General features: G+C 52.1%; 21 protein-coding genes and 1 pseudogene. 16 read left to right on the top strand and 6 right to left on the bottom strand.

The window, feature by feature from the left end; translation table 11 throughout:
* Positions 1-255: 255 nt before the first annotated feature.
* Both IFT80_RS21575 and IFT80_RS07720 read left to right on the top strand, forming a co-directional pair.
* A complete protein-coding gene (locus tag IFT80_RS21575) occupies positions 256-549 on the top strand; it encodes a hypothetical protein (RefSeq protein WP_197975798.1) in 294 nt (97 codons plus the stop codon).
* Positions 550-760: 211 nt separating this feature from the next.
* Entirely contained in the window at positions 761-1156 is a 396-nt protein-coding gene (locus tag IFT80_RS07720) for a DUF1330 domain-containing protein (RefSeq protein ID WP_192057070.1), read from the top strand.
* 212 nt (positions 1157-1368) lie between these two features.
* Here IFT80_RS07720 and IFT80_RS07715 read toward each other — a convergent pair whose 3' ends face one another.
* Together IFT80_RS07715 and IFT80_RS07710 are read right to left on the bottom strand one after the other, a co-directional pair.
* The gene (locus IFT80_RS07715) at positions 1369-2175 is read right to left on the bottom strand and encodes a carboxymuconolactone decarboxylase family protein (protein WP_192137153.1); all 807 of its coding nucleotides are present in this window, start codon (positions 2173-2175) and stop codon (positions 1369-1371) included.
* Positions 2172-2624: a (R)-mandelonitrile lyase gene (locus IFT80_RS07710; protein WP_446730985.1), complete on the bottom strand. Its 453-nt coding sequence runs from the start codon at positions 2622-2624 to the stop codon at positions 2172-2174. The genes IFT80_RS07715 and IFT80_RS07710 overlap by 4 nt, the downstream gene beginning before the upstream one ends.
* Positions 2625-3060: 436 nt before the next feature.
* Between IFT80_RS07710 and IFT80_RS07705 the strand changes: the two genes are divergently transcribed.
* The 3 genes and pseudogenes from IFT80_RS07705 (at position 3061) to IFT80_RS07695 (ending at position 7302) form a co-directional block, all read left to right on the top strand.
* Positions 3061-3441 (top strand): DUF2255 family protein, encoded by a 381-nt coding sequence (locus IFT80_RS07705; RefSeq protein WP_192137149.1) that lies wholly within the window; start codon positions 3061-3063, stop codon positions 3439-3441.
* Between the two features lie 11 nt (positions 3442-3452).
* Positions 3453-4685 (top strand): multidrug effflux MFS transporter, encoded by a 1233-nt coding sequence (locus IFT80_RS07700; RefSeq protein WP_192101982.1) that lies wholly within the window; start codon positions 3453-3455, stop codon positions 4683-4685.
* 235 nt (positions 4686-4920) lie between these two features.
* A pseudogene (locus tag IFT80_RS07695) lies at positions 4921-7302 on the top strand (membrane-bound PQQ-dependent dehydrogenase, glucose/quinate/shikimate family).
* 73 nt (positions 7303-7375) lie between these two features.
* Here the strand turns inward: IFT80_RS07695 and IFT80_RS07690 are convergent.
* Positions 7376-8269 (bottom strand): LysR family transcriptional regulator, encoded by an 894-nt coding sequence (locus tag IFT80_RS07690; protein ID WP_192057074.1) that lies wholly within the window; start codon positions 8267-8269, stop codon positions 7376-7378.
* A gap of 133 nt (positions 8270-8402) precedes the next feature.
* Between IFT80_RS07690 and IFT80_RS07685 the strand changes: the two genes are divergently transcribed.
* The 5 genes from IFT80_RS07685 (at position 8403) to IFT80_RS07665 (ending at position 15535) form a co-directional block, all read left to right on the top strand.
* On the top strand, positions 8403-9383 hold the full coding sequence (locus IFT80_RS07685; RefSeq protein WP_192137147.1) for an aldo/keto reductase: 981 nt from the start codon (positions 8403-8405) through the stop codon (positions 9381-9383).
* Positions 9384-11060: 1677 nt separating this feature from the next.
* Positions 11061-12803 (top strand): Mu transposase C-terminal domain-containing protein, encoded by a 1743-nt coding sequence (locus tag IFT80_RS21760; RefSeq protein WP_192137145.1) that lies wholly within the window; start codon positions 11061-11063, stop codon positions 12801-12803.
* Positions 12804-12911: 108 nt separating this feature from the next.
* Positions 12912-13799 (top strand): TniB family NTP-binding protein, encoded by an 888-nt coding sequence (locus IFT80_RS07675; RefSeq protein WP_240034066.1) that lies wholly within the window; start codon positions 12912-12914, stop codon positions 13797-13799.
* Positions 13792-14586: a hypothetical protein gene (locus IFT80_RS07670; protein ID WP_192137143.1), complete on the top strand. Its 795-nt coding sequence runs from the start codon at positions 13792-13794 to the stop codon at positions 14584-14586. The genes IFT80_RS07675 and IFT80_RS07670 overlap by 8 nt, the downstream gene beginning before the upstream one ends.
* On the top strand, positions 14543-15535 hold the full coding sequence (locus tag IFT80_RS07665; protein ID WP_192137141.1) for a hypothetical protein: 993 nt from the start codon (positions 14543-14545) through the stop codon (positions 15533-15535). Before IFT80_RS07670 ends, IFT80_RS07665 begins: the two co-directional genes overlap by 44 nt.
* Before the next feature lie 597 nt (positions 15536-16132).
* Here the strand turns inward: IFT80_RS07665 and IFT80_RS07660 are convergent.
* A complete protein-coding gene (locus IFT80_RS07660) occupies positions 16133-16627 on the bottom strand; it encodes a helix-turn-helix domain-containing protein (protein WP_122590096.1) in 495 nt (164 codons plus the stop codon).
* A 183-nt stretch (positions 16628-16810) separates the two neighbouring features.
* Here IFT80_RS07660 and IFT80_RS07655 point away from each other — a divergent pair, with 183 nt between their 5' ends.
* From IFT80_RS07655 to IFT80_RS07645, 3 genes are all read left to right on the top strand, one after another.
* Positions 16811-17203, top strand: a complete 393-nt coding sequence (locus IFT80_RS07655; protein ID WP_192137139.1) for a DUF6957 family protein — start codon at positions 16811-16813, stop codon at positions 17201-17203.
* A 210-nt stretch (positions 17204-17413) separates the two neighbouring features.
* Complete coding sequence (locus IFT80_RS07650; protein ID WP_244652364.1) at positions 17414-17704, top strand: hypothetical protein; 291 nt, start codon at positions 17414-17416, stop codon at positions 17702-17704.
* 91 nt (positions 17705-17795) lie between these two features.
* Complete coding sequence (locus IFT80_RS07645) at positions 17796-18176, top strand: hypothetical protein (RefSeq protein WP_044392286.1); 381 nt, start codon at positions 17796-17798, stop codon at positions 18174-18176.
* A gap of 197 nt (positions 18177-18373) precedes the next feature.
* Here the strand turns inward: IFT80_RS07645 and IFT80_RS07640 are convergent, their stop codons facing one another.
* The gene (locus IFT80_RS07640; protein ID WP_192137135.1) at positions 18374-19306 is read right to left on the bottom strand and encodes a hypothetical protein; all 933 of its coding nucleotides are present in this window, start codon (positions 19304-19306) and stop codon (positions 18374-18376) included.
* A 196-nt stretch (positions 19307-19502) separates the two neighbouring features.
* On the opposite strand from IFT80_RS07640, the gene IFT80_RS07635 reads away from it, so the two are divergent.
* The 3 genes from IFT80_RS07635 to IFT80_RS07625 all read left to right on the top strand — a co-directional run bounded on the left by IFT80_RS07635 (position 19503) and on the right by IFT80_RS07625 (position 23140).
* The gene (locus IFT80_RS07635) at positions 19503-21338 is read left to right on the top strand and encodes a DUF4209 domain-containing protein (RefSeq protein WP_342214336.1); all 1836 of its coding nucleotides are present in this window, start codon (positions 19503-19505) and stop codon (positions 21336-21338) included.
* 191 nt (positions 21339-21529) lie between these two features.
* Complete coding sequence (locus IFT80_RS07630) at positions 21530-22168, top strand: hypothetical protein (protein WP_054069992.1); 639 nt, start codon at positions 21530-21532, stop codon at positions 22166-22168.
* Between the two features lie 324 nt (positions 22169-22492).
* Complete coding sequence (locus IFT80_RS07625) at positions 22493-23140, top strand: hypothetical protein (protein ID WP_054069993.1); 648 nt, start codon at positions 22493-22495, stop codon at positions 23138-23140.
* A gap of 95 nt (positions 23141-23235) precedes the next feature.
* On the opposite strand, the gene IFT80_RS07620 is transcribed toward IFT80_RS07625, so the two are convergent.
* On the bottom strand, positions 23236-23531 hold a 296-nt coding region (locus tag IFT80_RS07620), incomplete at its 5' end, for a hypothetical protein (protein ID WP_244652362.1).

The raw sequence follows: 23531 nt of genomic DNA, 5'->3' as shown, positions 1-23531 counted from the left end.
TGATGACTTACCGGCGCACGTCTAATGTGAGGGCAATGACGGCACGCAGTGCCGTATTTTCATGACTAGAGCCTATGGCACTGCGTTCTAGCTGATAACTGCGATTTTAAGGATGAATCCATGAGTAGCGCTCAGTAATGTCCACAAAGGCCCGGAATTGGCGGGTACTAAGGTATCGGGGATTGAATACAGCTGCCGGCCGCGGCTTGACCACTCCTAACGGTTATCTGGTTTAATCAGGGACAATCGTGAGCGATGGCTGAGGCAAGGCTTCGCAGTCCTTCATCAGAGAAGTATAAATGCGAATATCAATCCTCAAGGCCATGTTTTTTTAGTGGTGTTTGGGTGGGATCAGCGGTTGCCGCACCACCTTCTGAGCAAATTGTGCGTATTGCGCAGCTTGTCATCGATCCTTCTCAACTGGCGGCTTGTCAAGTTGCCGTCAAAGAGGAAATGGCCGACTCCGTCCGTCTTGAACTGGGTGTGCTGACTCTCTACTCAGTTGCAGAAAAAGGACACCCGAATAGGCTCCATTTCTTTGCAATCTAATCGGATGGAGCGGCATATCAAAGCCATATTGCTTCACCGCATTTTCAAGAATACGTGAAAACGACTCAGTCGATGATCCTGTCTAAAGAGTTGATCGAGACCTTCCCGGTTTAACTCAGCATTCAGCCGGGTCGATGATAGATCTGTTCGAACTGACGGGTCATTAGGGAGTCGTGCGCAGAGCCAAGTTTTTTCAAATGGGGGAAATGTGATGAAGAGTTTAAGAGTGATGGCGCTTGCAGCAGCGGGTCTTGCGTTTGTCTCAATGAATAGTTTTCAGGTAATGGCGTCTGAGGCTTCGTACGCACATGCCCCGGCCTACTATGTCGGCGAGTTTGAAATTACCAATCCAGAAGGTATGAAGCCTTACAGCGCAGGGGTTGAAGCCACCTTCAAACCCTATGGCGGGCACTTCGTCGTGCGTGGCGGCAAGACTATTTCGCTTGAGGGTGTAGCGCCGAAGCGGCGACGCGTTGTTATCGAATTTGAAAGCATCGAAAAGGCCCAGGCTTGGTACAACTCTGCGGAGTACACCGAACTCAGGAAAATCCGCCAGCGATCAGCTAACACAGATGTTTACTTGATTGAGGGAGTCCCAGCCCAATAACTCACTCCTAACCCAGGCGCCGCGTGAGCAGCCACTCGTGTTCAACGCGGCCGCTGGGGAAGGAAGTAATACTAAAGCCACATGACTGCTTTTGCGTGGCAGACACTGCAGGACTAAATCTGCCGTAGGCTACAAAAAGGCGCCGCTACAACGCTCCGCCTTCCAGTATCATTTTACGGCGGCCCACGTTCGCAAGCCCCGACCAGCTATCTTTACCCATCCCTTTGCATCTGAGGTTTTTGTCGGCTCGTGAACACCTCATGCACTACCGGCACGGCGGTGAACACGTTGGGCCACCCGGCGTAGAAGGCCAACTGAGTCAACATTTCCGAGGCTTGAGCCTGCGTTAGGCCGTTATCCATCGCACGATTAAGGTGAGCGGCCAGCTGAGCCACTTGTCCCGTGGCGATCAGGGCGCTTACCGTGACGAGGCTTCGATCACGTGGGGCCAGGCCTGGGCGCAACCACAAGTCGTGGAACAGAGAAGCGCTGGTGTAATGGACAAGACCCGCAGACACAGGCCCTACATTCTTATCGACATACGCCGTACGAACCTTTTCGGAAGCCTGGTCGATAGCGAGTAGGGGAGGTGAGGCAGGCGGCAATTGATCCGGAGTGGTCCCGCGCCGGGTGAATACCTCTTTGGTGACAAGAATCGTAGCGGTTGCGTTGCCCCAACCGGTATAGAACGCCAGGTGGTTGATGACTTCGGAAATCTCCGAAGGCTTGACGCCGTTGTCCAGTGCCAGATTGAGGTGATACGCCAACTCGACCGTTTGCTGCTTGGAAATCAGCACCGCCAGTGTGGTTAGGCTGCGATCGCGGGGCGATAAGCCCGGGCGTTTCCACACCTCACCCAGGAGGGTGGTCTCAGTGTTATGAGCCAGCGCGGGAGATACTGCACGCATGTCCTCAAGAGTCGGCACTTCCGGAGAGCGATGTGCGGACATGGGGTCTTTGGTCGAGCACGCGACTAGTAACAGGGTCAGGCAGGCGACGCCTGCTTTTGCCCAGCTCATCGGGAAGCCTCGTACTGCGCTTCGCTGACCAGTTCCATCCACTCGACGTTTTTCCCGTCGACAGCTTCCTGGATGGCCATATGAGTCATCCCTGTAATCGCGGTAGCCCCATGCCAATGTTTGACGCCGGGCGGTGTCCAGATGACGTCGCCTGGTTTGATAACGATCTTCTCTCCGCCTACCTGTTGTACCCAGCCGGTACCCGCCGTGACTATCAAGGTTTGGCCTTTGGGGTGGGTATGCCAGGCAGATCGTGCTCCGGGCTGGAAAGTGACTGCGCCTGCCGAGACAGTCGAGGGTGCGCGTGCCGGAAAAAGAAGGTCGATGCGCGCGTTTCCAACAAAGTTGGCTGGCGCTCCCATCATCGAAGGTTGTTCACCATTTCGCGTGACGGCCATTACCTGATCGTTTGGAATCTCGGCGCTATGGGCAGAGATGGCGGTACACATCACTACGGCCAACGAAGACGTCTTGATAAATCCTCTCATAGACAAGCTCCTGCTAGTGGGCGTTCAAGCGCACAAGCTAGATCAGCATTGCCTTCTGTACTACCACCAAAACCAACATGATCCGGTGAGCCGAGCTCAGCAGTCCGAAAGTTATCCGGGCGGTCGCTCTACCCCGGCTCTCCTAACATTAATGAGTGCTGCTCAGTAGAGCATCCTACTTAAGCCCGGTATTCAAGGGCTGACTCAGTGATTAGTTTTAGCACACTCGAATTTTATACGCATGTCAGCCACCGCAACCGTCGCTGAGGAGGAATCAAATATGAGCACTCGACTACTTCCAGGCATGGCATTGAGCTCGTTGTTTATCTGCAGTGGCCTCAGCACTGACGCCGCAAGCGCGGATGCGGTCAGCACATCGCAGCAAAAGGAGGCACCCATGAAGTGGGATCAGCGTGAGCTTGGCACTATCGTCAAAGCAGACGACTTACATATCTCGGTATTTCGACAGGACATGGTGAACTACGGTACGCCGACATTTATATGGTGCGTTGAGGTGGAAGGTGACCTCTATGTGCGTGCTTACAACGGCGTTCAGTCCCGTTGGTACCAGGCTGCACTTGAACAAAGGGCCGGTAGGATTATCACAGCCGGCAAGACGATCGACGTCAGGTTTGAACCGGTTAGCGGTGACGTCAATGATCCCATCGACGACGCCTACCGAGCCAAGTACAGCACCAGCAGCTATCTGGCTCCTATGATCAGCGAGCGCTCGCGAGCTGCGACTCTTCGAATTTTTCCTGAAGGCAACGCGCGGTGAGAGAAATAGCATTGGCTGAGCCTCGTTCTGGAGAAGCGCAAACGGGGCACGAACCGCGGCACGGCATCCGGATTCTGTTGATCCTTAGCGCCTTGTTGGCCTTCGCGTCGATTTCTACCGACCTCTATTTGCCAGCAATGCCAATTATGGCGACCTCTTTACACACAGACGGCGGCACGATGGCGCTGACCGTGAGCGGCTACCTGGCTGGGTTCAGCGCAGGGCAACTGTTCTGGGGGCCGTTCAGTGACCGCTATGGCCGAAGGCTGCCTGTCGCGCTTGGCTGCTTGCTCTTCATCGCGGGATCCGCCGGCTGTGCGCTGGCCAGTGATGGCACCACCCTGGTCGTCTGGCGTGTGGTGCAAGCATTAGGGGCCTGTGCCAATGTGGTTCTCGCACGGGCCATGGTGCGTGACCTTTATGAAGGCCGGCAAGCCGGCCAGAAAATGTCCACCTTGATGACCATCATGGCGGTCGCACCACTGGCGGGCCCTACGGTTGGCGGGCAGATTTTGCATTCGTTCTCCTGGCAAGCCATCTTCTGGACCCTGGTAGTGCTGGGGGTGGCCACGCTAGCTAGTCTGGTACTTTTACCCGAAACCTTACCAGCCTCCCGGCGCAGCCACACTTCGCTACAAACCATCATCCAGCGCTATGGATTGCTGCTGCGCACGCCCAGGTTTCTGGCCTACGTTGCCACTGGCGGGTTTTTCTACGCGGGTACTTTCGCCTACATCGCGGGCTCGCCCTTTGCGTACATCGCTTACCACCATGTTGATCCGCAGTGGTACGGCGTGCTGTTCGGCGCCGGCATCATTGGGCTTATGGTCACCAATCAACTCAATGCTCGATTGCTCAATCGCTATGACGCCGACGCAGTGCTGTTTGTGGGCGGGGTCATCTCGGCCAGTGCCGGAGCCCTGATCGCATTCACCACCTGGGCTGACTGGGGCGGACTGCCGCTGCTCATCTGTGGCTGTTTCGTGTTCGTCACTGCCACAGGCTTTGTTCTGGCCAACGCCATCACGGGAGCATTGAACTGCCTTCCCCAGTTTTCTGGCACTGCATCAGCACTCGCCGGCGCTATGCAGTACGGAGCCGGTATTTTGGGCTCAGCACTGGTGGCACGGTTTGCCGATGGCACTCCCTGGCCCATGGGCTCGGTCGTGGGCATGTGTGGCTTTGGCTGTCTGCTCGCCGCAGCCTGCGTGCTGTGGGTACGTCCTGTATCTGATCACCTTTAAAGTTGAGGATCTTCGATGAGTTTTTCATTTGAAAACCAAGTTGCACTGGTCACAGGTGCAGGCTCTGGAATTGGTTGGGCAACTGCCAACGCGTTCGCTCAGCTATGTGACAGGGCAATCCATTTCTGTGGACGGCGGTTTCATCATGCGTTGACCTCCGAGCTTCGCCACGCCCACTTGTAGCAATTCAATGCCACGAGTGCCAACGCTCTCCCCAGTATCAAGGAAATGATCTATGCCAGAAATGAAGCTGTCCAGGACACCCCGTGCGCTGCTTATCGCACTGGGCGTAATTACCTTGCTACCAGGGTTGTTCATGCTCATCGCTGGAATCTATCTGATTAACTTGGGAGGCTCCCGGTACTTTGCCGTGGCAGGCTTGGGCATGACCGCATCCGGGGGACTTCTTTTACGTGGGCGTCTGTCAGGATCGTTGCTTTATCTTGCCCTGTTCATTGCGTCTATAGCGTGGTCGGTATGGGACGTGGGTTTCGCATTTTGGCCTCTGTTTTCAAGGTTGATGGCGCTGGCTGCCTTGGCTTTCCTGATACTGCTAGGCACCCCAAAGCTACTTTCTGGTGGCACGCCTTTGGTGGCCAGGCTTTCATACGCTGGCGCGTTTGTTGTTGCTGTCGCGCTCGCGGGAACATTCTATGCAGCACTGCAGCCGCAGCCTATTCAGACTGCTGACGCTGCACCGAGTCCAGTCCCCGGTAAAGCGGTTGGCATAGTCGAACCTGCCGCCGACTGGCGGCACTTTGGGCGTACACCTTCCGGCACCCGGCACGCTGTTTTGGATACGCTCAACCCGCTGAACGTAGCTGAGCTCAAGGTTGCCTGGACATACCGAACGGGCGAGATTCCTAAGGAGGCTAAAGAGGCCCATGTCGTGACGCCACTGCACGTCAACGGCATGCTTTACGGCTGCACTCAGTCCAGCCAGTTATTCGCCCTAGACGATGAGACGGGGAAGGAGATCTGGCGCCATGACCCCAGGGTTGAGGCCAATAACGTGTACCCACGCTGTCGTGGTGTGGGTTATTACGAGGACACCGCTGATGTAGCAACGACGGACACCCAAGTACCTGTGGCGGCTTGCGCGCGTCGGATCATAGCGACAACGGTGGATGCCCGCTTGATCGCGGTGGACGCTTAGACGGGTGAGACCTGTAAAGATTTTGGTGACAATGGCAGCGTCAGCTTGCGGATTGGCATGGGGAGCCCGGACAAGGAACTCTATTTTCCGACCGCAGCACCCACCGTTGTCCGAGACCTGGTCGTGGTCGGTGGGCTTGTGTGGGACAACCAGAAAACGGGGGAACCGTCCGGTGTTGTGCGTGCCTTCGATGTTCGCTCAGGCGCGTTGGTCTGGGCATGGGACTTGGGTAACCCCACGATTACACGCGAGCCTCCAGAAGGACAAAGCTATACCTCAGGTACTCCGAACGTGTGGTCGATACCAGCGTTTGACGATGAGTTGGGGTTGATCTATCTGCCAACGGGGAACGCGACGCCTGATTTCTGGGGCGGTCATAGATCTCCCGCTGATGACCAGTATTCGTCGTCCATCGTCGCACTTGACATCGCTACAGGCCGTGAGCGCTGGCACTTTCAGACCGTGCATCACGATCTATGGGACTATGACGTGCCCTCCCAGCCAGCCCTTTATGATGTTCCGGACGGCCATGGAGCTATGGTGCCGGCGTTGATCCAGACGACCAAGCGCGGGCAGATCTTCATGCTTGACCGGCGCACCGGTACTCCGATAGCCAGCGTTGAGGAGCGCCCTGTTCCTCAGGGGGGTGTACCGGATGATCGCAGTTCACCGACCCAACCCTATTCAGTAGGCATGCCCGCAATCGGCACTGAGCCGCTTAGTGAAAAGCGCATGTGGGGCCTCACACCGGTAGATCAACTCATCTGCCGAATCGAGTTTCGTAAAGCACGCTATGAGGGCGAGTTCACGCCGCCCAGTGAGCGCCTGACGATTCAATACCCGAGCTGGCTGGGTGGTATGAATTGGGGTTCGGTTTCAATCGCTGAGAACCTCGGCTATCTGATTGTGAATGACACTCGGGTTGCCATCTGGAATCGCATGATCCCCCGCAAAGCCTACGACGAAGCAAGCGTAAAAAATGGCGGCCACGAGGGTAACGCTCCGCAGGCAGGCACGCCCTGGGGTATCGAGATGGGGCGTTTCCTGTCGCCCTTGGGCATTCCTTGCCAGGAGCCACCCTATGGGACAATCAGCGCTATCGATTTGGCAACGCGCAAAGTCGCTTGGTCAACGCCGCTAGGAACGACTGAAGACACCGGTCCTCTGGGGATCGCCACACACTTGCCCATGCCTATCGGCATGCCCACACGTGGAGGGCCGATAACAACCTCTACAGGTCTGGTGTTCATTGCAGCGTCGCAAGACTTTTATATCCGCGCGTTTGACGTGCGCACCGGCAAGGAGTTGTGGAAAGGGCGCCTGCCTGTTGGCGCGGAAGCAACGCCGATGACTTACATCTCTCCGAAAAGCGGCAGGCAATTTGTGGTTATCAGCGCGGGCGGAAACTCCGCCACGACTTCAAAGGGGGATTACGTGGTGGCCTACGCACTGCCTCGATGATGCGCGAACCCTGCGCTACATGAACTGAGTGAGCCACACGCTCAATTGGCGGCGCAGGCAAATACTTAGTCGTTTAACTCTTGTAGCGGAGCGCATTGACTATCAGTGCAAAGGCTGGCAATGACTGCCTGCGGCTCGGATAATATAGGTGATATCCAGGAAAAGTTGGCGACCAGTCTTCAAGAACACGGATCAACCGACCATCCTCGACATATGCCTGGACAAGATCCTCCGGTGCATATGCCAACCCGTATCCTTGCAGAGCGGCGGCCATTATTTGGGGTGAATTGCTAAAGATCATCTGGCCAGACACCTGAACCTGTAGCGCCTTGCCGGCCTTGGAAAACTCCCAGGCATACAAACCACCATGAGTGGGCAAACGCAGGTTCGCGCAGTTATGAGTTGTCAGGTCTTGGGGAATCTGTGGTTTCGCACGATGAGCAAAGTAACTCGGCGCCCCCACCACAGCCATTCGAAAGTCAGGGGAAATCCTGACTGCGATCATGTCCTTTGCCACTTGATCGCCTATACGCACTCCGGCGTCGAAGCGTTCAGCGACGATATCGATTAACCGGTAGCCGATGTTGATCTCTAGAGTCAGATCGGGATATTCCGGCAGCAACCTAGAGAGTTTCGGCCAGAGAATGGTAGATGCCGCATGGTCGGGCGAGGTGATCCGGATAGTTCCGGCCGGTTTGTCACGCAGCTCTCCTAACGCGGCAATTTCGGCTTCTATCCCCTCGTAGTAGGGCACAAGGCTCACAAGCAATCGCTCGCCGGCTTCGGTCGGCGACGCGCCGCGTGTGGTTCGAGCCAGCAAGCGAATACCAAGACGTTCCTCAAGACTGCGAATGCTATGGCTAATAGCAGATTGGGACACGCCCAAATGGGCCGCAGCCTTGGTGAAACTGCGCTCGCGCGCAACGGTGATGAACACCGCAAGGCTGTTGAAATCGTTCTGTGGCATTATGAATTAACCTCATACCGGTTATCGCAGTATGCCACTTCTTTAATGGGGGAGATGTTTATAAAGTCGCTGAATCCCCAATAACCAAACAATTTGTGGGTTGATTTCCAACACCCACAAAAGGAGATGGATGATGCATAAGCGCAAAATCGGCAGCAACGGCCTCGAAGTGTCAGCCATTGGCCTGGGCTGCATGGGCCTGACATTCGGCTATGGCACCGCCACTGACAAAGCGGACGCAATCAAACTCATCCGGGCGGCCTTTGAGCGTGGCGTCACCCACTTCGATTCGGCAGAAGCTTATGGGCAAGTCAACGAAGAAATGGTTGGCGAAGCCGTTCAACCATTTCGCGAGCAGATCGTCATTGCGACAAAATTCGGTTTTAAGGGCGGCACTCCCGCCGCAGGGCTGGACAGTCGACCTGAGCGCATCCGCCAAGTGGCGGAAGAATCACTCAAGCGCTTGAAGACCGACTGCATTGACCTGTTTTACCAACATCGCGTCGATCCAAACGTGCCTATGGAAGATGTTGCCGGGGCCGTGCGCGACCTCATCACCGAAGGCAAGGTCAAGTACTTTGGCATGTGTGAAGCCGGCGTAGATGCTATCCGTCGCGCCCATGCGGTGCAGCCGCTGTCGGCACTTCAAAGTGAGTATTCAATGTTCACCCGTGAGCCTGAACAGGTAATTATGCCAACCCTCGAAGCGCTCGGGATTGGCTTCATTCCCTTCAGTCCATTGGGCAAAGGTTTTTTGACCGGGAAAATTAATGCCGGCACGACCTTCTCCAACGGCGATGTCCGGAACAATCTGCCTCGTTTTGCTGACGGTGCCCGCGAGGCCAACCACCATCTCGTCACCCTGATCGGTGAAATCGCCCACCGCAAGCAAGCCATCCCCGCCCAGATTGCGCTGGCTTGGCTGCTGGCACAAAAGCCGTGGATTGCGCCTATACCAGGTACTACCAAGCTGCATCGCCTTGAAGAGAACGTAGGCGGAGCAACCGTGGAGTTGACCGTAGAAGACCTTCGCGAACTTGGTGAGGTTCTGGCCGAGGTGCCTGTACAAGGTGAGCGTTATACCGCGCAAATGATGAAAACCATCAACCGTTAATCGTTCTTCAGCGCCTGACGGTGTTTCTTCGGGGCACCGTCACACCCTCGTTTCCCAGTTATCTGGACGGTGCCAAAAGAAAGGCCCCTCATCGCCCTTGGCTTGCGCGATGCTCGCTAGATCTCGGTGCCGGTTACCACGCCCAGGACTGCGTGTTTATTCATGGCGAGAACTAATACCCGACTGAAACGAACTACGAGTGGGCGGAAACCGTTCAGGATTTCTCTCGCGTGGAGGATTTGTCTACCATTTTCAAAGGCAAGCTGATGCTGGCGGTAGAAAACACCCCAAGGGCTGGCGAAATCACCCATTGCGCGCAGGATTTAGCGTTGAAGCTCAAGCGGTAAACGGGCAGGGGGCCTTTCTGTCGTCAAACTTCCTAGTAATGACGCTGGCGGCCCGGAACGTCCAATGGATTTCAGATCGACTATTCAAAAGCTAGGTGCACGCTAGCGACCCTTGGGGGGGCGCCTCATTGATCCATCACTGCGGCCGACGTAGAGGAGGGTGCCAGGCCATAGGCTCAGATAGCACGGTAGGAGGCGAACCAGTCGCTTCGGTTCCCATGCTTTGACAATCTACTCTGTACACCTCAGTAAGTCTGAAACCAGTGGAATTTGGATATGTCTTGGCAAATACCGATATCTGGCCAAACACTGTCGTTAGACCCGACATCCTGCGAGACGAAGCTGTTGGGAATAAGACCTGCGCGCTTTGCCGATTCTTTTCGATGAGGCTGCCGTAACCATAAGCATCGACGCCGCGCATCAAATCCGATGGTGTTTAGAGCTCAGACCTGGATCATCGCCAGAGAGAGTCTGTCGGATGATCGGACGCCATAGCGGATCAAGAGGCTTGGCTGCAAAATTCCCCCGAGTCTTTTTGGAATACCGACTACAGCCCGGTGTCGTGACCCAGGCAATGGGCGGTCTCATGATGAACTCTATAAAAGCTCATGCGTCGGCGCTGCCCCAATCAGCCAAGGCTATCCTTCGGATTGACCAACTCCAGTGCATCATCGACTCTATGATCGGGCAAAGCATCTTGTGGTGACGATCTTGGAATCCAGTCTGCTGGGTTAGCCAAGTAACCAAGTCATGGCTGCCAGGTCAGCCGGGGCAGTGCAGAGGGCCTAAAAACGTCATGGGGGATTCATCGTGGAGATGTGACGGTCGCGAATTGAAGAGACTCGGGTAACCTACTGATTCTATGTAGAAAATATTAATATTTTTCAATTGGTGAGACTTCACTTGCACGTAGTCGCACTATATCTGCATAAAAATACACGAAGTCTCACATTTACTTCACCATAATTCGGCTAGTGGGAAACGTTGCGCCCTGCGACGAACACCGTGAATCGCCAAATCTGCAAGAAATTCGAAGTCCGCGAATTTCACGCCTTTTAGATATAAACTCCTTAATCAAAGCCTGTTGCCAGTCATAATTGACAATACAACGTCAAAACATATCAAGCAAATTGTCACCCCTATAGGCCTCTGCCCCGGAAAGCCTAGGCGGGGCAATCCGTCATTCAAGTTAAAAACAGTTAGTATATATAAATACAACTCTCGCTATATATAAATGACAATACTTGACTAATTAAAAAAAGCTACGAAAGTTCTTGCCTTTCTTTACTGGAAGTCTATTATCGCTCCGCATCAGGTCAGAACGAAGTGCGTGGGGTTCAATGACAGAATGAATGATTCAGGGAGTAAGCGGCCCAACTCGCAGTCGTCAACGAAAGAGCTGTATGAACTTAGATTGGCGGCTGAGCGTTATAATGTAGTACAAGATTACAAAAGCAACCTGATCGATAGAAAAACTGCGATGCTCAGGCTTGGGCTGAGTCGTGCTCAGTTTCATAGGCTGTGCAAACGCATAGCCATGAAAGGGAGTATTGAGGGAGCAAGACGGCTATCTCGAGGGAGAAAGGTCGGCGCTCAGCCAATATCAATAAAGCTGGAACGAATTTTCAGCGATAAGTTTGATAAGCATTTTCAAGGGGCAGCCGCTACCTACGCCGAGGTTTGGAGACAGATTCAAGCAGTGGCTGATACCGAGAATGTTGCCTGTCCGAGCTACCACACGGTGCGGCGCTGGATTAAAGAGAACAAGAAACAACGGGATATTGATCGAAGGCGGTTAGGGGCTGAAGCAGCCGCGCAGATCTACGGTGCCAAGCCTGGATTATATCCATGTAAAAGTCCTTTGGAGTGGGTGCAGCTTGACCACACTCTCATGGATGTACTTGTCGTTGATAGTGAAGACCCTACGGTTATTATTGGTAGGCCTTGGGTAAGTTTCGCAATCGATGTATTTACGCGCGCCGTGGTAGGGTTTCATATCGCACTACTGCCGCCAAGTAGTATGACAGTTGCGATGCTGATTGCAAATGCTGTACTACCAAAGCAAAATTTGCTGAGCCGTCTCAACATGCGCACTGACATGCTTCCTATGCATGGCGTAATGAAGGCAATCCATATGGATAATGCAAAGGAGTTTTGGACAGAGCTGCTGCACACGGCATGCGCGATGTACGGTATTGGGGTACATCATCGGGATATTGGTAAAAAACATCAGGGTGGACATGTAGAGCGACTGATTGGGACAATGATGACTACGCGCGTTCATTTTTATCGGGGTACTACTTACTCTAATGCAATCGAACGGAGAGGCCAGTCCAGTGAGAAGAAAGCGGCTCTGAATTTTAGCGAGGTTCGAGAACTTTTAGTGCATTCCATCAATACATATCATGGCACAGTGCACTCCGCTTTGAAAATGTCCCCGTTCGACAAATGGAATGAATATTACAAGTCGCATGACGCACCCAAAACTATTGCTGCAGCGGAGGAGGATTTTTTTAGGATCGATTTTTATCCTGAAGAAGTGAAGAAGATTCACCCTTGTGGCATTAAGATTTTAGGGAGAGTTTTTCACGGAAGATGCTTAAATTCCCTTATCGGCGAGAAGTGTCTCGTGAAATATGATCCATATGATACAAGTCAAGTCAAGGTGTTGATTGCAGATTCGTATGTAGATGTGCCTTGTTCCCAAAATGTTTCGGATCGGGATACAGACTATGAAGTATATCGATATCAAAGAAGTAAAAAAGGCACTAGGCCTGGGACTATCACATCTGCATCCTCTAGGCAGTCAGTGGTTGAAATGAATGAGATCCAGCAACACGCTGTTACCAAAACAGAAAGGGCTAAACGCCGCAAAAACAAAGAGGCGCGGGAGCAACATTTCGCCTACAAAGAAATGGTTTCACCGGTCATGGGCACTGTGGTCACCGCCGAATCTGATCAGGCGAAGACTGTAGCAGTTCCGAAAAAGAAGTTTTCCGTAACTGTCGATTCAACAGTTAACTCAAAAATCGATTTCTCTACCGACCCAATCATTTTTGACGCTGACTTTTGAATCTTTAGATCTTCGGCGCCGGGTGAGCGCCCATGTCGCCGCAGATCTTTATCAAATTGTATAAACGCCAAATATAAATCCTCCTCCTCTAACTTAAAGGTTGTTCCAATGGCTGATATCGTCAACTCCTCGTTCGCACACGTTAATCCGAAAAGGCATTACATCTTTGACCTTCCTGACGAAGAACGCGCTGATGTTTGTCGCGAAGATTTTTGGGTGCCGCACCCTGCTGCAACTTCTTTGATTCAAAAAATTAAAATGATGCTTCGAGTCAAAAATAAAACTCAGGCCCCGTGCATGCTCTGCTGTGGTGATGGAGGTGCTGGAAAAACAAGCCACGTCCTTCGCTTGGAACAGGAAGTGAAAACTTGGGAGCAAAAACTGATTTTTGTGAGCATGCATCAAAATCCTAACAATTATAGTCTCAAGCAACTTATTTTGGATAAAATGGGCGTAGATTTTAGTCGTCAGGCGCGAGCCGCCACCAATATTACTCCGCAAATGCAAGCAATCATCAAACGCGACAATATCAAAGGTGTCGTGATTGATGAGGTTCATGATGCCCTGACTCTTACAGACCTGCAGCAACGTATCAACCTTTCATTGCTCAAGAATTTGTCTGGCAGTGAATATGGGCTTTCGGTTTTCGCATTTGGGATCGCCAGTGCACAGAAAGTGCTTCGCGCAGATCCACAACTTGAGAGGCGCTACGCGATTCACGACATCAAGGCCTTCAGTTACGGTGAAGAGTATCGTAACTTCGTCAGTTCATATATCTATAACCTCCCCTTGAAATCTCGCTCCATCATCGACGGAGAACTTCTGCTCGCGCTCCATAAGAAAACTAATGGACTTGTCGATAATGTTGTTAAAGCGCTTCAAGCATCTGCCTCATATGCGGTTTTGAATGGTGATGAGCGTATCAAAAAAGAACACATCGCGAATGTTGATGCGTTGTTGGATATGTTTGGCATGGCAATGAGCTCTTATGATTAATATCATTAACATGGTGAACGCAGCTGCGACTCGCTTAGAAATCACGGAAGCTGGATTGCAGTTTTTTTTAGATGAAATCCACAAGTCCTTGGCTAATGGCAGAGACGGCAAATTAGTCGTTATTACTGGCCCGCCGGGGAACGGTGCGACACACATACTAAAACAGCTATCGCTGAGGTATCCCGATAAATATTTACGTTTGAATCATGACTATTTCTCATATCCACTGAATTTCGCAGAGCGCGTCGCCGATGCGTTAGGCGTTCTTCAACCCGAATTGGGCTTGCGACGTACACCGCGCTACATCCTTGAGATGGTTAAATGTAGCGGTAGGACGATTATGATCGATGATTTTGATGCTTATGTAGGCTCCATCTATGGAGTCCCGAGGCTTAGAGAGGGTTTGATTAACTTTATCGCGGGGATGGCAGAAGCGAAGATTCTGGTCGCCACAAAGGATAATAAGTTCATTAGAAAGCTGATCAGACCGCCATTAAATCAGGTTCAGTTTTTTTCCGTGCCTGGTTTACTTAGCCCAAACGCAGTCGTGAGCTTCGCAGGCATGTATTCACAATCGTTGGCAAGTATTCTAGAAGTCGAAGTTGAAGTGGTTGCCTGCGAAAAGTTTAAATCATTACCAGTCGCTGACATGGTGGCTGTAATTAAAGTCGCGATGGCTGTTGCAATGACAAGAAACAACGTCAAGCTAGATTTGAGTCTGGTTGCGAAGGAGACAGATAGCTATGAGCTTAAAAGATTTCTGGAGTTTGCCTCCCCTTACAGATGAAGTTTTTTCTTCATGGCTTTTTCGTAGAACTTTGAATGATCGGTGGATGGATAGTAACGCGCCGTTAATGAACCTCTTTACAGTTCGCGAATACGCCGAAAGCTACTTTGATCCTGATTACGGAATCGGTGGCGCTGATTTTATTTCTTGCTGCCAAGCGATTGGTGAAATTCCAAAAAAAATTGGCAAGTTATTTGAAACGCCTCAAGGATGGGTCATTCCACGTACAGTCAGACGCTCCTATTGCATTGAGTGTATGAAGGAATCAATCGGTGTTTGTGGACTCCCAGTTTATAGACGGTCTTGGGGGCTGGTAATGATGCCGTTTTGCAACCAGCACGGAGAGCTGTTGCATCAAGGGGCTTTTAACTCAGAGAATAAAATGAGCCTAGGCTTGGATCTATTTAGAAAACACTGGGATGATAGGCTTCATGACATTGATTCAACGTTGTTGAATGATACCTTCCCGTGGCTACATCTCTCTCGAAACATCCAAGCAGCCCTCAGCACCGCACCTCTGAAGCAGTCACAATCGCTACAGAAGATCCTGATGCAGCTATTTCTCAGTCGTCATTACAGTTTTACTAGCTATGAGGCTGAACAAAACCTGTGGCGATCGACCGGTGGCTTTTTTGAGCCCAGCAAGCACAGCTCCAGAAGCGCACTACACTACGACGCGCTGATGGCGTGCACCATTATTCGCGCCAAGGCACTGCTTTATTTAGGTCGTGTTCTAAACCTAATATCTGACGAAGAAATGGCAGCCTCTCTGTGGGGGTGCTATTTTATGCCAAAGAGCCTGGCAGAAATAATTTCTCATATTGGAAGAGCAAAAAAATTTGCTCATCCTCATATAGTTTCTCGCAGGCTCCAATGTTTCGTGGATGATCGCACTCCCAAAGAAATAATTACGTTTATAGAAGGTTTAAAGCATGTCCTCAAGACTTAGCCTCTTGATCCCTGTTAGTTTCGTACCTAATTTCACGGTCAGCGACCGGCTCCCATTGATTTCGATGCTGATCTGCTCTAAAACAGGGGAGATCATGTCATGTGTATATTGTTATGGTGACGCAATTATTATCAATCGTGTTCGGGTGACGCTCAATGCAATAGCAAACCTAAACCTCACCCAGCCCTTCCGTTTTTCTACTGGAATGTTTTCTATATCTAGTGTTGTCGTAGGCCCGCTTGGCAGAGCGCACATGTCTTTCGATGAGTGGTCTACCGGCTATCATTGGAGGAGAGATTTGCACGGTGCATATTTGAACCCCGAATGGTCGGAGGTGTTTTTTTATTTTCTCTATGATAGACCTTTGGATTGCTATCCAAGCTACGGAGTGAGGGACATTAGCACTGTGCTTTTCAGAAAGTTACTACGCGTCACTCTTAGCCGATATGACGTATATGTATTAACGCGAAGTCAAAGCAAGAGACTACTACTGTAAAAATCCTCAAAGGCTCGACCCCAGCTTGGTTGAGCTCTGATGTGCTTGGTGTCGATAGTAAAAGGTGCTTTATATCGACATCATTTATCGAATATGCGGGGCTACGTATTTTCAAAGGATTGGTCGGGAGTTCTCTTCCAATAACGATTCACAATGGTCGCGGACAGTCCAAGTTCGCGAGCAATCTGCGCCTGTGTCATCCCTGAGCTTTTGAGTCGTTGAACGGCATCTAGATTTTCGTTATTCACAGGCTTTCCGCGTGTCCGTTGAACGAGAGCACCAGCGGAGAACTGCTCAGAAAGTAGCCCCATGCCTCCGTCAGCCTCAAAAAGCCGAAGCTGCTCATAAGCATCCTCTATGAGCTTCTGGTAGGGCGTATCGAGCCGGGCGGACATGCACAAAGCCATAAGGGCTAAAGGATTTATTTCGAGAGCTTCAGCCAAGCTTTCGAATTTTTCGAGCGTGATGCTTGTCTCGCCTCGCTCCAGAGCACTGATCTTCGACCTACCGCTGGCCTCAGATAGCTGCTCATACCGCATGCGTCGGTTCAGCCGAAGGGCTCGAAGGGTGCCGGCTAGGGCGATTTTAATATGCATTCCAGGGCCAAAACTCAGGATATAGCCACAACACAGGCTTCCTGATAAACGCCAATATGAGGTATTATTGTGTATGAATCGCATAGCCTCAGCCCTTCACATGGTCGCAACGCCCACCAGAGGGGAGGATGCAGTAAAGATCGCTGACAATTTCCGATTAATGCTCCACGTGGGTGAATAGATATGGATAGTCCCATTCAAGACGGCCTGCTGGGCCCTGGTGTCAATCTGATGGGGGCAGAGCTGAGCCTCGAGGGAGCACTCAGCGCGGCTCGCGAGCACTATAAAAGGTTGCCTCTCTGCGTCGTAGAAGATTGGATCATCCTCGACGCTATCCTTTCAGATGATGAGCGAGAGAAGGTCGCAGTAGCGGGTTGCCAGCCCATGTTCTTGTTTGCCCATAAAGTAGTGCATGACGAACAGAGGCGGTTCGAGCCGGGTCACTGGGTACGCTCAAGCATGGGCACTACCTTTAAAGAGGGCTTCCTGTTCGCTACGCGGAATTCAGTTTACGTTTTGCTCGGGCCCGGCCATCGCAAGTCTTCCTCCATCGAAGCGATATTTTCCCTTTTCTGATTATCAACCGGCTTGTGGAGGGCAACTGACGCACTCCATCAGCGCGAGGCACACATGTTTAGAACCATAGACAGCGACCTCATAGGCGTCCCAGGTATTTTTGGCCAAGGCGTATCTCACTGGCGTGGAGTCTCAAGGCTGTTGCGAACGCCTTGGTACCACCTCACCCTGAGCGTAGAAAACGAGGGTCGGCTCAGCGAATGCTCGGTAATGATTGACGACACGCGCCAACTTCAAGAACTGCTGGTGAATCAAGGTACCGACTTAGCTATCACCGAGATCATGGCTGTGACCCCCTCCTGGATGAATAAGACCGGGGGTTGGCAAATGGAAAGGTTAACCAGGTTGGCTGTAGGCGAGGACAAGATCGGCGCTGAGGTTTGCTTGTTGGAAGTGGCTAAGGGGGCGGTGTATCACACCTCGCACCAGCAAGGATTCGAGATCGAAGCGCTGGCAAATCTGAGGCCCATATTCCTCTCGAACATGATTCAAGGGCATTGAGATTACCAACAATCTTGCACGCTATCAGCAAGCCTGGTGTCGTGCGCAATTCCTGATATCGCCTTATGTACTGCCCTAGGGAGGAGCAATGATGCTCGACACGGTTGATGTAAATTTTCACGGTAAACGCCATACAGATTTTGATCTTCTGCGGATCCTAAGAGCCCAAGAGCAAGGTTTTGACGAACCCGTTACGGCGTACCTCTGCGGGGTTTCCATAAGGTCATGCGCGGGTATCGGCGTGGTCTTCGGTCATGCTCGGAAGGATCAGTACGGTCGGTTCGAGGATGGTCATTTGATTCGGACTTCTGACGTGTTGAAAGTCGAGCGCGAGGGGAGGTTTTGGGTGATGACGACTGAGAATTCGCGCTACGTGCTCGCCACGTTTCAGCGGGGGAATGGTCGTGCGAGTCTGCGTGAGTATTTGCGTCTTCGTGGGGGACTGCACATTACTCCACGAGTGCTGCAGTGATCATTTGATGGTGCGGGGAGGGTGAGGCGTGCCGCTTTGCGGGCGGCTGTCGTAAACCGAGCCCATACGGTCTCGGCCCTGCGGGCTTCTATCCTCACGTCTACGGCCTAGCGGCCTGCGCGCTCCGCTTGCTTTGACTCGCAAAGCCACATATGCGACCGAGTGACTTTCAAAGCGGGCCGCGCGCCGATCCGCATCTATTTCTGCTTGCTTGCTTCCGGACTTACACCAGAAGGTGTTTTGTATTGAAATTTCAAAGCAAGCTGCAGAGCTAAGTCGAAGCCAATTTCAGCATCCTTTTCAACCTTGGGGTGCCCATCAATGTCGAAGGTCAAACGTGATGGATTGCCGTGAACGAGTTCCGACCGAACGTCATAAAGTCGATAGAACTCTTTGGCTGGACGAACACCAAGATACTCTTTGACAACTCGCTTACAGGCTTTGGAGATCGTCTCTCTTTTAGCGCTCTCTAAGACCTTCGCCAGCACGTCTTTCGTCGTGTCTGTAGCCTCAACCAGATTGATATGACTCTTTAGTTCGTCAAGCGCATCTTTTATTTCCTGACCAACATCACCTCGATCACTGAGGACTTCTATCGCAGTCATAGACAGAATCAGCTTCGACTTTGCGTGTGGCGACGCTAAAGCTAGACCCAGAACGCTCAGTGCTTCTAGGACTCGCACGGTATCGTAGTTAAATGAGGTGTCGGGGAGGGTAATATCCTTAAGCGTTGCCAGCTCAAAGGCAACAGCAACGGGTTGTGCTCCGGGCCAATGCTGATGACGTGACGATTCATAGGCTTGGGGTTGGAAACTGAGTGGAACAATGTTGGCTTTGTCAAAAATGCTACCGATGACGCTCGTTGCAAGCCGCTGTCCGGTACTGAACGATAGCCAATCTTCATGAGGAATCTTGAGCTTAAGCAACGCGATTTTCACCTTCATGAGCAAGGTCGCAAGCTGCCTGAGCGCATCTTCTTTGGTTTTATACCCCTCCGACGAGACAAGGAAGACGTTCTCCTCCTTCTGCTCGACTGTGAGGTCTTCGCCATCGCACTCAAACAACGCAGGAGAGGACGAGGCTAGAATACTGCGATCTGTCAGCTTTATTGCGAACGAGTAGGAAAACACTTTGATCCCTCAATGAATAATCCCACCAAAGCGGCGGTTGTCATATGGCCGAACCGTCTAGGATGCGGGTTTGGAAGCGAGTCTTTTATACTCTAGCGTTTGCTTGCTGGCGCACAATGCTTTTGGCCAAAACCTTTTGCTTTTTTAAATATCGCGTCGTAAACATTGCTCTGCCATCGTCCTATGAGCGACCGTCGTGTCAGAGCGAACTCCTCGTTGTCCTGAAAACACCCCATTGCGCCTCGGCGCATTTAGCCAGTCCGATTTTGAACGGGCCACATCCGGCATTGAGCCAACTTACTCTGCCCTTTCCGGAGCGCTGACAGGCTTGGCGAAGGCCGCCTCGGAGGCCCAAGAGTTCGAAGCCGCGAGGGTCTGGTGGCTGCTGGCGGATCTTTGCAAGATGATGCTGGACACCAGCAACAGGAATGAGCCCTTCAGGCCCTACCTACTCATTGGCGACCGGCATTCGATATCACCGGCAAGCATGGTCGAGGAAGAGTACGTGTTCTTCAAAGACTTGGTCGACTGCCTCCCCAACGGCCTCTTGAAGGCGAGGGTCTCCGATCTACTCTGGATTACACCTGGCCTCAAACACATTCGGCATGCCCGAGCCGCTATTGACTGCTATGCGACGGCTCCCCTCAATGATCAGGTTTGGTACCAAGAGGGTCGTGAGTGTTTCCAAAGAGCGCTGTCCCTGGCGAAGATGATCGGGCCTGGGGCTGAGGGGCGGCTTACGACCCTTACTCAGATGATTGTTGATGCAACCACGCAGGCGATTGAGCAAGAACTTGTGTTTGCCGTGGGGCTGGTCGAGACGGTCATTGAGTACCGGCTTGAACATCCCGAGGTGCCAGAATTACCTGAGAAAACGGCTGAACTTGGCCATCACTTCCAGAGCAATAATGATGTGTTCAGCGCTCGTAAGTGTTTCGAGACAGCTAGCAAAGGTTTTGCGTTGTTCAACCGCGACCTGCTTGCTGCAAAAATGACGGTCGCCGTAGCGCAGACGTGGATATCAGAGGCAGAGCTTAGGGGTGAGCAAACTCACCCGATTGTGGCACAAAACGCGTTAGAAAATGCTCTTCAAATTTACCGATCTATTCCAGGAGCATTTCGAGCCGAACTCGATGTAGGCAAGGTTCTGCCCGTTCTGCGCAAGAGAATTGCTGAGGCTGGTGCCCGCGTGGTGGAGCAGATGCATAAGCTCTCAACTCGGACTGATATCACTAAACTGGTTGAGCGTACCAAGCGCCTCATAGAAGGCCAGTCCTTTGGTACTGCCCTCTATAATCTCGCAAATATGTACCCGTTTTGCTCTCCTGCTGAAGCCCGGCAGGCAGCGATAAAGTCACTGCGTGCAGGCATAGTGAGCTCCCTGACAGAGGCAGTCTTCTTTGATGAGACTGGCAGAGTGATTGCGAGACGACCTCCGCTGTCCTTCGGCGGCGAACTGACTGAAGAGGATGAACACACAATCCAGGCCAAGATGGTCAGCGAACACTTGCTCACCATCAAGCTTACGGTAAGGGGTGGAGTTTTGCCGGCGCTTGCGATCATCTCAGAAGCACACTGTGTCAAAGAGATCGACATGGTTGAGCTGTCCAAAGCATCTGCTCTCGTTCCTCCAAATCGAGCGCAGATGATCGGTAAGGGGTTGTACTGGGGATTCGTAGGAGACTTTGGTATGGCAGGTCATTTCCTCATACCGCAGATAGAAGCAATCATTCGACACCGAATGAAGGGAGCCGATCTCAATACTTCGACGTCCAGTGCTGACGGGATCGTTACCGAAAATGGTTTGAGCACCCTAATGGATGTCGAAGGTGTCACCGAACTGCTTGGCCATGATGTAGCTTTTGAAGTCAAAGCTGTGTTCTGCAGCCCGTATGGCCCGAACCTTCGAAACACCTTTGCGCATGGGCTACTTGACGATGACCAGTTCTATTCAGAGTCGATCGTCTACGCCTGGTGGTTCATGCTCAAGTACATCTCAGGGCCATTTTGGGAGACAGTACCCAGGGCATAGCGCAGCCCAAACTGATGGCTCAGTCGCATGCTGCGGCTGGATCCGCAACATGAAGCGACAGCTACACGCGGGGAGGTGCAACACGATTGTGCCTTTACCGTTTAATTCCTGTTATCGGGGCAGCATTGATCGGCACGTTGTCGATAAGACCCTGCAAGCGGGTTTGATTTTCGGAGTTAAAGAGGACATTGATGAAAGCTACACTCAAAGCCCATTTGCAGTTGTGGATGAGCCGACTCGATACACAGCAGGATCCAGAGCGCGACCGTTCTTCGGATTATGACCCCTATTCGGATTACGACTTTTTCCTGGAGTATAAGGTGATGGGGATAGCGACATTTCTGAAGCAAGTCGCCTATCAAGAAGACGATCCCGATCTGCTTGCATTCGCGTCGAAAGCTGAGATGCACGTCGAGAGCATGATTAGTGCTAACGAAGCAGCTGATGAGGCTGCCGACCGCGAGCATAATGAGCAGCAACAGGCATACTATGAGCAAGATGAGCGCATTCGGAAGGCGTGTGCCTACCATTTCTACACTGTCCCCGCGTTTTCGGTAGATACGTCGAAATACGACGTGATGGTTCAAGATGCGGAAGCTAGATTTACTGATCCCTACAAGCTTTCTAGCTTGAGAAGGTATCTGGAGAGCGACCAGGTGCTCACCAGAGTCTACGAGAAGGTGAAATCCCGCCTAAGACGCACGTTTGACCGAGTGGGTGACTCTCCAACCCTAGAAGAGATATCGCAGGCCTTTGATGTTGAACTGATGAATATCTATCGGCTAGCCGATGCCCATGTAGAACGTACGATTGCTCAGTACGCTCCATAGGAGCAGCCCCGGCGGCATGGTTGGTCGAGATGACGCGGAGACTTGCGGCGGGCTTGATGAGGAAACACCATCAGCATCTTGGGCTACATTTGAATTCCGGACGACAAGCAGTCATTAGATTCTGGTTTTCATAGTTCATTTAAGGTCTTGTGGGGCATCACCCCCTCGGATACGATCGGCTTTGGCTCTCCGCCAAAGCTCTGGTCGGCTTGAACAAGAGAACTTCATAACCGCCTCAAATATTTTGCTATCGGCATCCGGATTTCCCGGTTATTCGCTAGCGACAAAACGCCCAGCGCAGCGACAAATCCTGGAATTTTTCAGATGACTGACTTCGTCAAGACAGCTGCATTTGCAGCTAAAACATCCCTCGCTTTGAAAGGCATCAAAGTCCAGCACGGTATCGCTCTTGAGGTTGTTGCTGCGTTTTTGGGCTACAAAACATACGCCGCGCTTGTGGTAGAAGAGAATCGCGAGGATATGCAATATCACTTGGCTGATGCCGAGATCATCGTTCTCAACTACTCGGGCGGTCTCGCCCGGCTGACTGAACTCGGGGTGTTGCAGGCCTCCATTGTTCAGGATTTCATCGATGCTCTAGTCAACTGTCGCGACGGTGTGTTTTCGGATCTGCCAGATTTTCTCGATGACTACATTCAACAAGAGCTTCGGAATGTGATTCTTTCGGATGAGAGTGTCGTAGCTGCTGTGGATCGGGCGACAGGATCTGAGCCATTTTCGGTCGAGCTGGATGAAAGAAAGTCGTTCAGCGAGCCCCTTTGGGGGGCTTCTGATACTTGGGAAGTGTCAGGTTTTGGCACAGTCCGTGGACTGGATGATCGGGCTGATGCCGACGATGAGAATCATGAGGGCGAGGAAGCTATCCACTGTTTTGGCTGGGTCAAGTTTTCTAAAGCGGGGAGGGCTGGACTGAAACTTCAGCGGAGCGGCGGTGAGTTTGTCGAGAGGTGATCTACCGGCTGCCTTAGCCGTGAACAATGACGTTTACCCGGCCCGGGTCATATAGGGTTGAGACGGTTTGGGAGAGGAGGGCGAGTTCCTACGTCTCAAACCAATCTCAAGCCACCGGGTGTGTCGACGTCGACGGCCTCATCCTTTTCTCGCCTCGCTTCACTCATGCGCATCAGCAGACTCACTGCTCCTTGGCGGGTGATTACTTCACAGATTTGTAGAGTCGTGATTTGGCTTTCCAGTATCCCTTGGAAACGGTGATACATCGCATCCGCAGCGTCCAGTTTCAGCCAGTTCGCAAGGTTTCGTTCGAAACGTTCAATTTCGCTTGCTCGTAACGGATGTGGCGGTTTTTTAGCTGCCATGCATGTGATCCTACTGATTAAGGGTA

Origin of the sequence: Pseudomonas sp. CFBP 8771, from assembly GCF_014841695.1 — a bacterium.
In the GTDB taxonomy this organism is placed as follows: Bacteria; Pseudomonadota; Gammaproteobacteria; order Pseudomonadales; family Pseudomonadaceae; genus Aquipseudomonas; species Aquipseudomonas baltica.
This window is presented reverse-complemented; position numbering and strand designations above follow the sequence as displayed.

What these genes read in the sequence shown, in the direction of transcription:
- IFT80_RS21575 (WP_197975798.1), top strand. Translation starts at nt 256, where the DNA reads ATGGCTGAGGCAAGGCTTCGCAGTCCTTCATCAGAGAAGTATAAATGC.
- IFT80_RS07720 (WP_192057070.1), top strand. Translation starts at nt 761, where the DNA reads ATGAAGAGTTTAAGAGTGATGGCGCTTGCAGCAGCGGGTCTTGCGTTT.
- IFT80_RS07715 (WP_192137153.1), bottom strand. Translation starts at nt 2,175, where the DNA reads ATGAGCTGGGCAAAAGCAGGCGTCGCCTGCCTGACCCTGTTACTAGTC.
- IFT80_RS07710 (WP_446730985.1), bottom strand. Translation starts at nt 2,624, where the DNA reads ATGTGTACCGCCATCTCTGCCCATAGCGCCGAGATTCCAAACGATCAG.
- IFT80_RS07705 (WP_192137149.1), top strand. Translation starts at nt 3,061, where the DNA reads ATGAAGTGGGATCAGCGTGAGCTTGGCACTATCGTCAAAGCAGACGAC.
- IFT80_RS07690 (WP_192057074.1), bottom strand. Translation starts at nt 8,269, where the DNA reads ATGCCACAGAACGATTTCAACAGCCTTGCGGTGTTCATCACCGTTGCG.
- IFT80_RS07685 (WP_192137147.1), top strand. Translation starts at nt 8,403, where the DNA reads ATGCATAAGCGCAAAATCGGCAGCAACGGCCTCGAAGTGTCAGCCATT.
- IFT80_RS07675 (WP_240034066.1), top strand. Translation starts at nt 12,912, where the DNA reads ATGGCTGATATCGTCAACTCCTCGTTCGCACACGTTAATCCGAAAAGG.
- IFT80_RS07670 (WP_192137143.1), top strand. Translation starts at nt 13,792, where the DNA reads ATGATTAATATCATTAACATGGTGAACGCAGCTGCGACTCGCTTAGAA.
- IFT80_RS07665 (WP_192137141.1), top strand. Translation starts at nt 14,543, where the DNA reads ATGAGCTTAAAAGATTTCTGGAGTTTGCCTCCCCTTACAGATGAAGTT.
- IFT80_RS07660 (WP_122590096.1), bottom strand. Translation starts at nt 16,627, where the DNA reads ATGCATATTAAAATCGCCCTAGCCGGCACCCTTCGAGCCCTTCGGCTG.
- IFT80_RS07655 (WP_192137139.1), top strand. Translation starts at nt 16,811, where the DNA reads ATGGATAGTCCCATTCAAGACGGCCTGCTGGGCCCTGGTGTCAATCTG.
- IFT80_RS07650 (WP_244652364.1), top strand. Translation starts at nt 17,414, where the DNA reads ATGATTGACGACACGCGCCAACTTCAAGAACTGCTGGTGAATCAAGGT.
- IFT80_RS07645 (WP_044392286.1), top strand. Translation starts at nt 17,796, where the DNA reads ATGCTCGACACGGTTGATGTAAATTTTCACGGTAAACGCCATACAGAT.
- IFT80_RS07630 (WP_054069992.1), top strand. Translation starts at nt 21,530, where the DNA reads ATGAAAGCTACACTCAAAGCCCATTTGCAGTTGTGGATGAGCCGACTC.
- IFT80_RS07625 (WP_054069993.1), top strand. Translation starts at nt 22,493, where the DNA reads ATGACTGACTTCGTCAAGACAGCTGCATTTGCAGCTAAAACATCCCTC.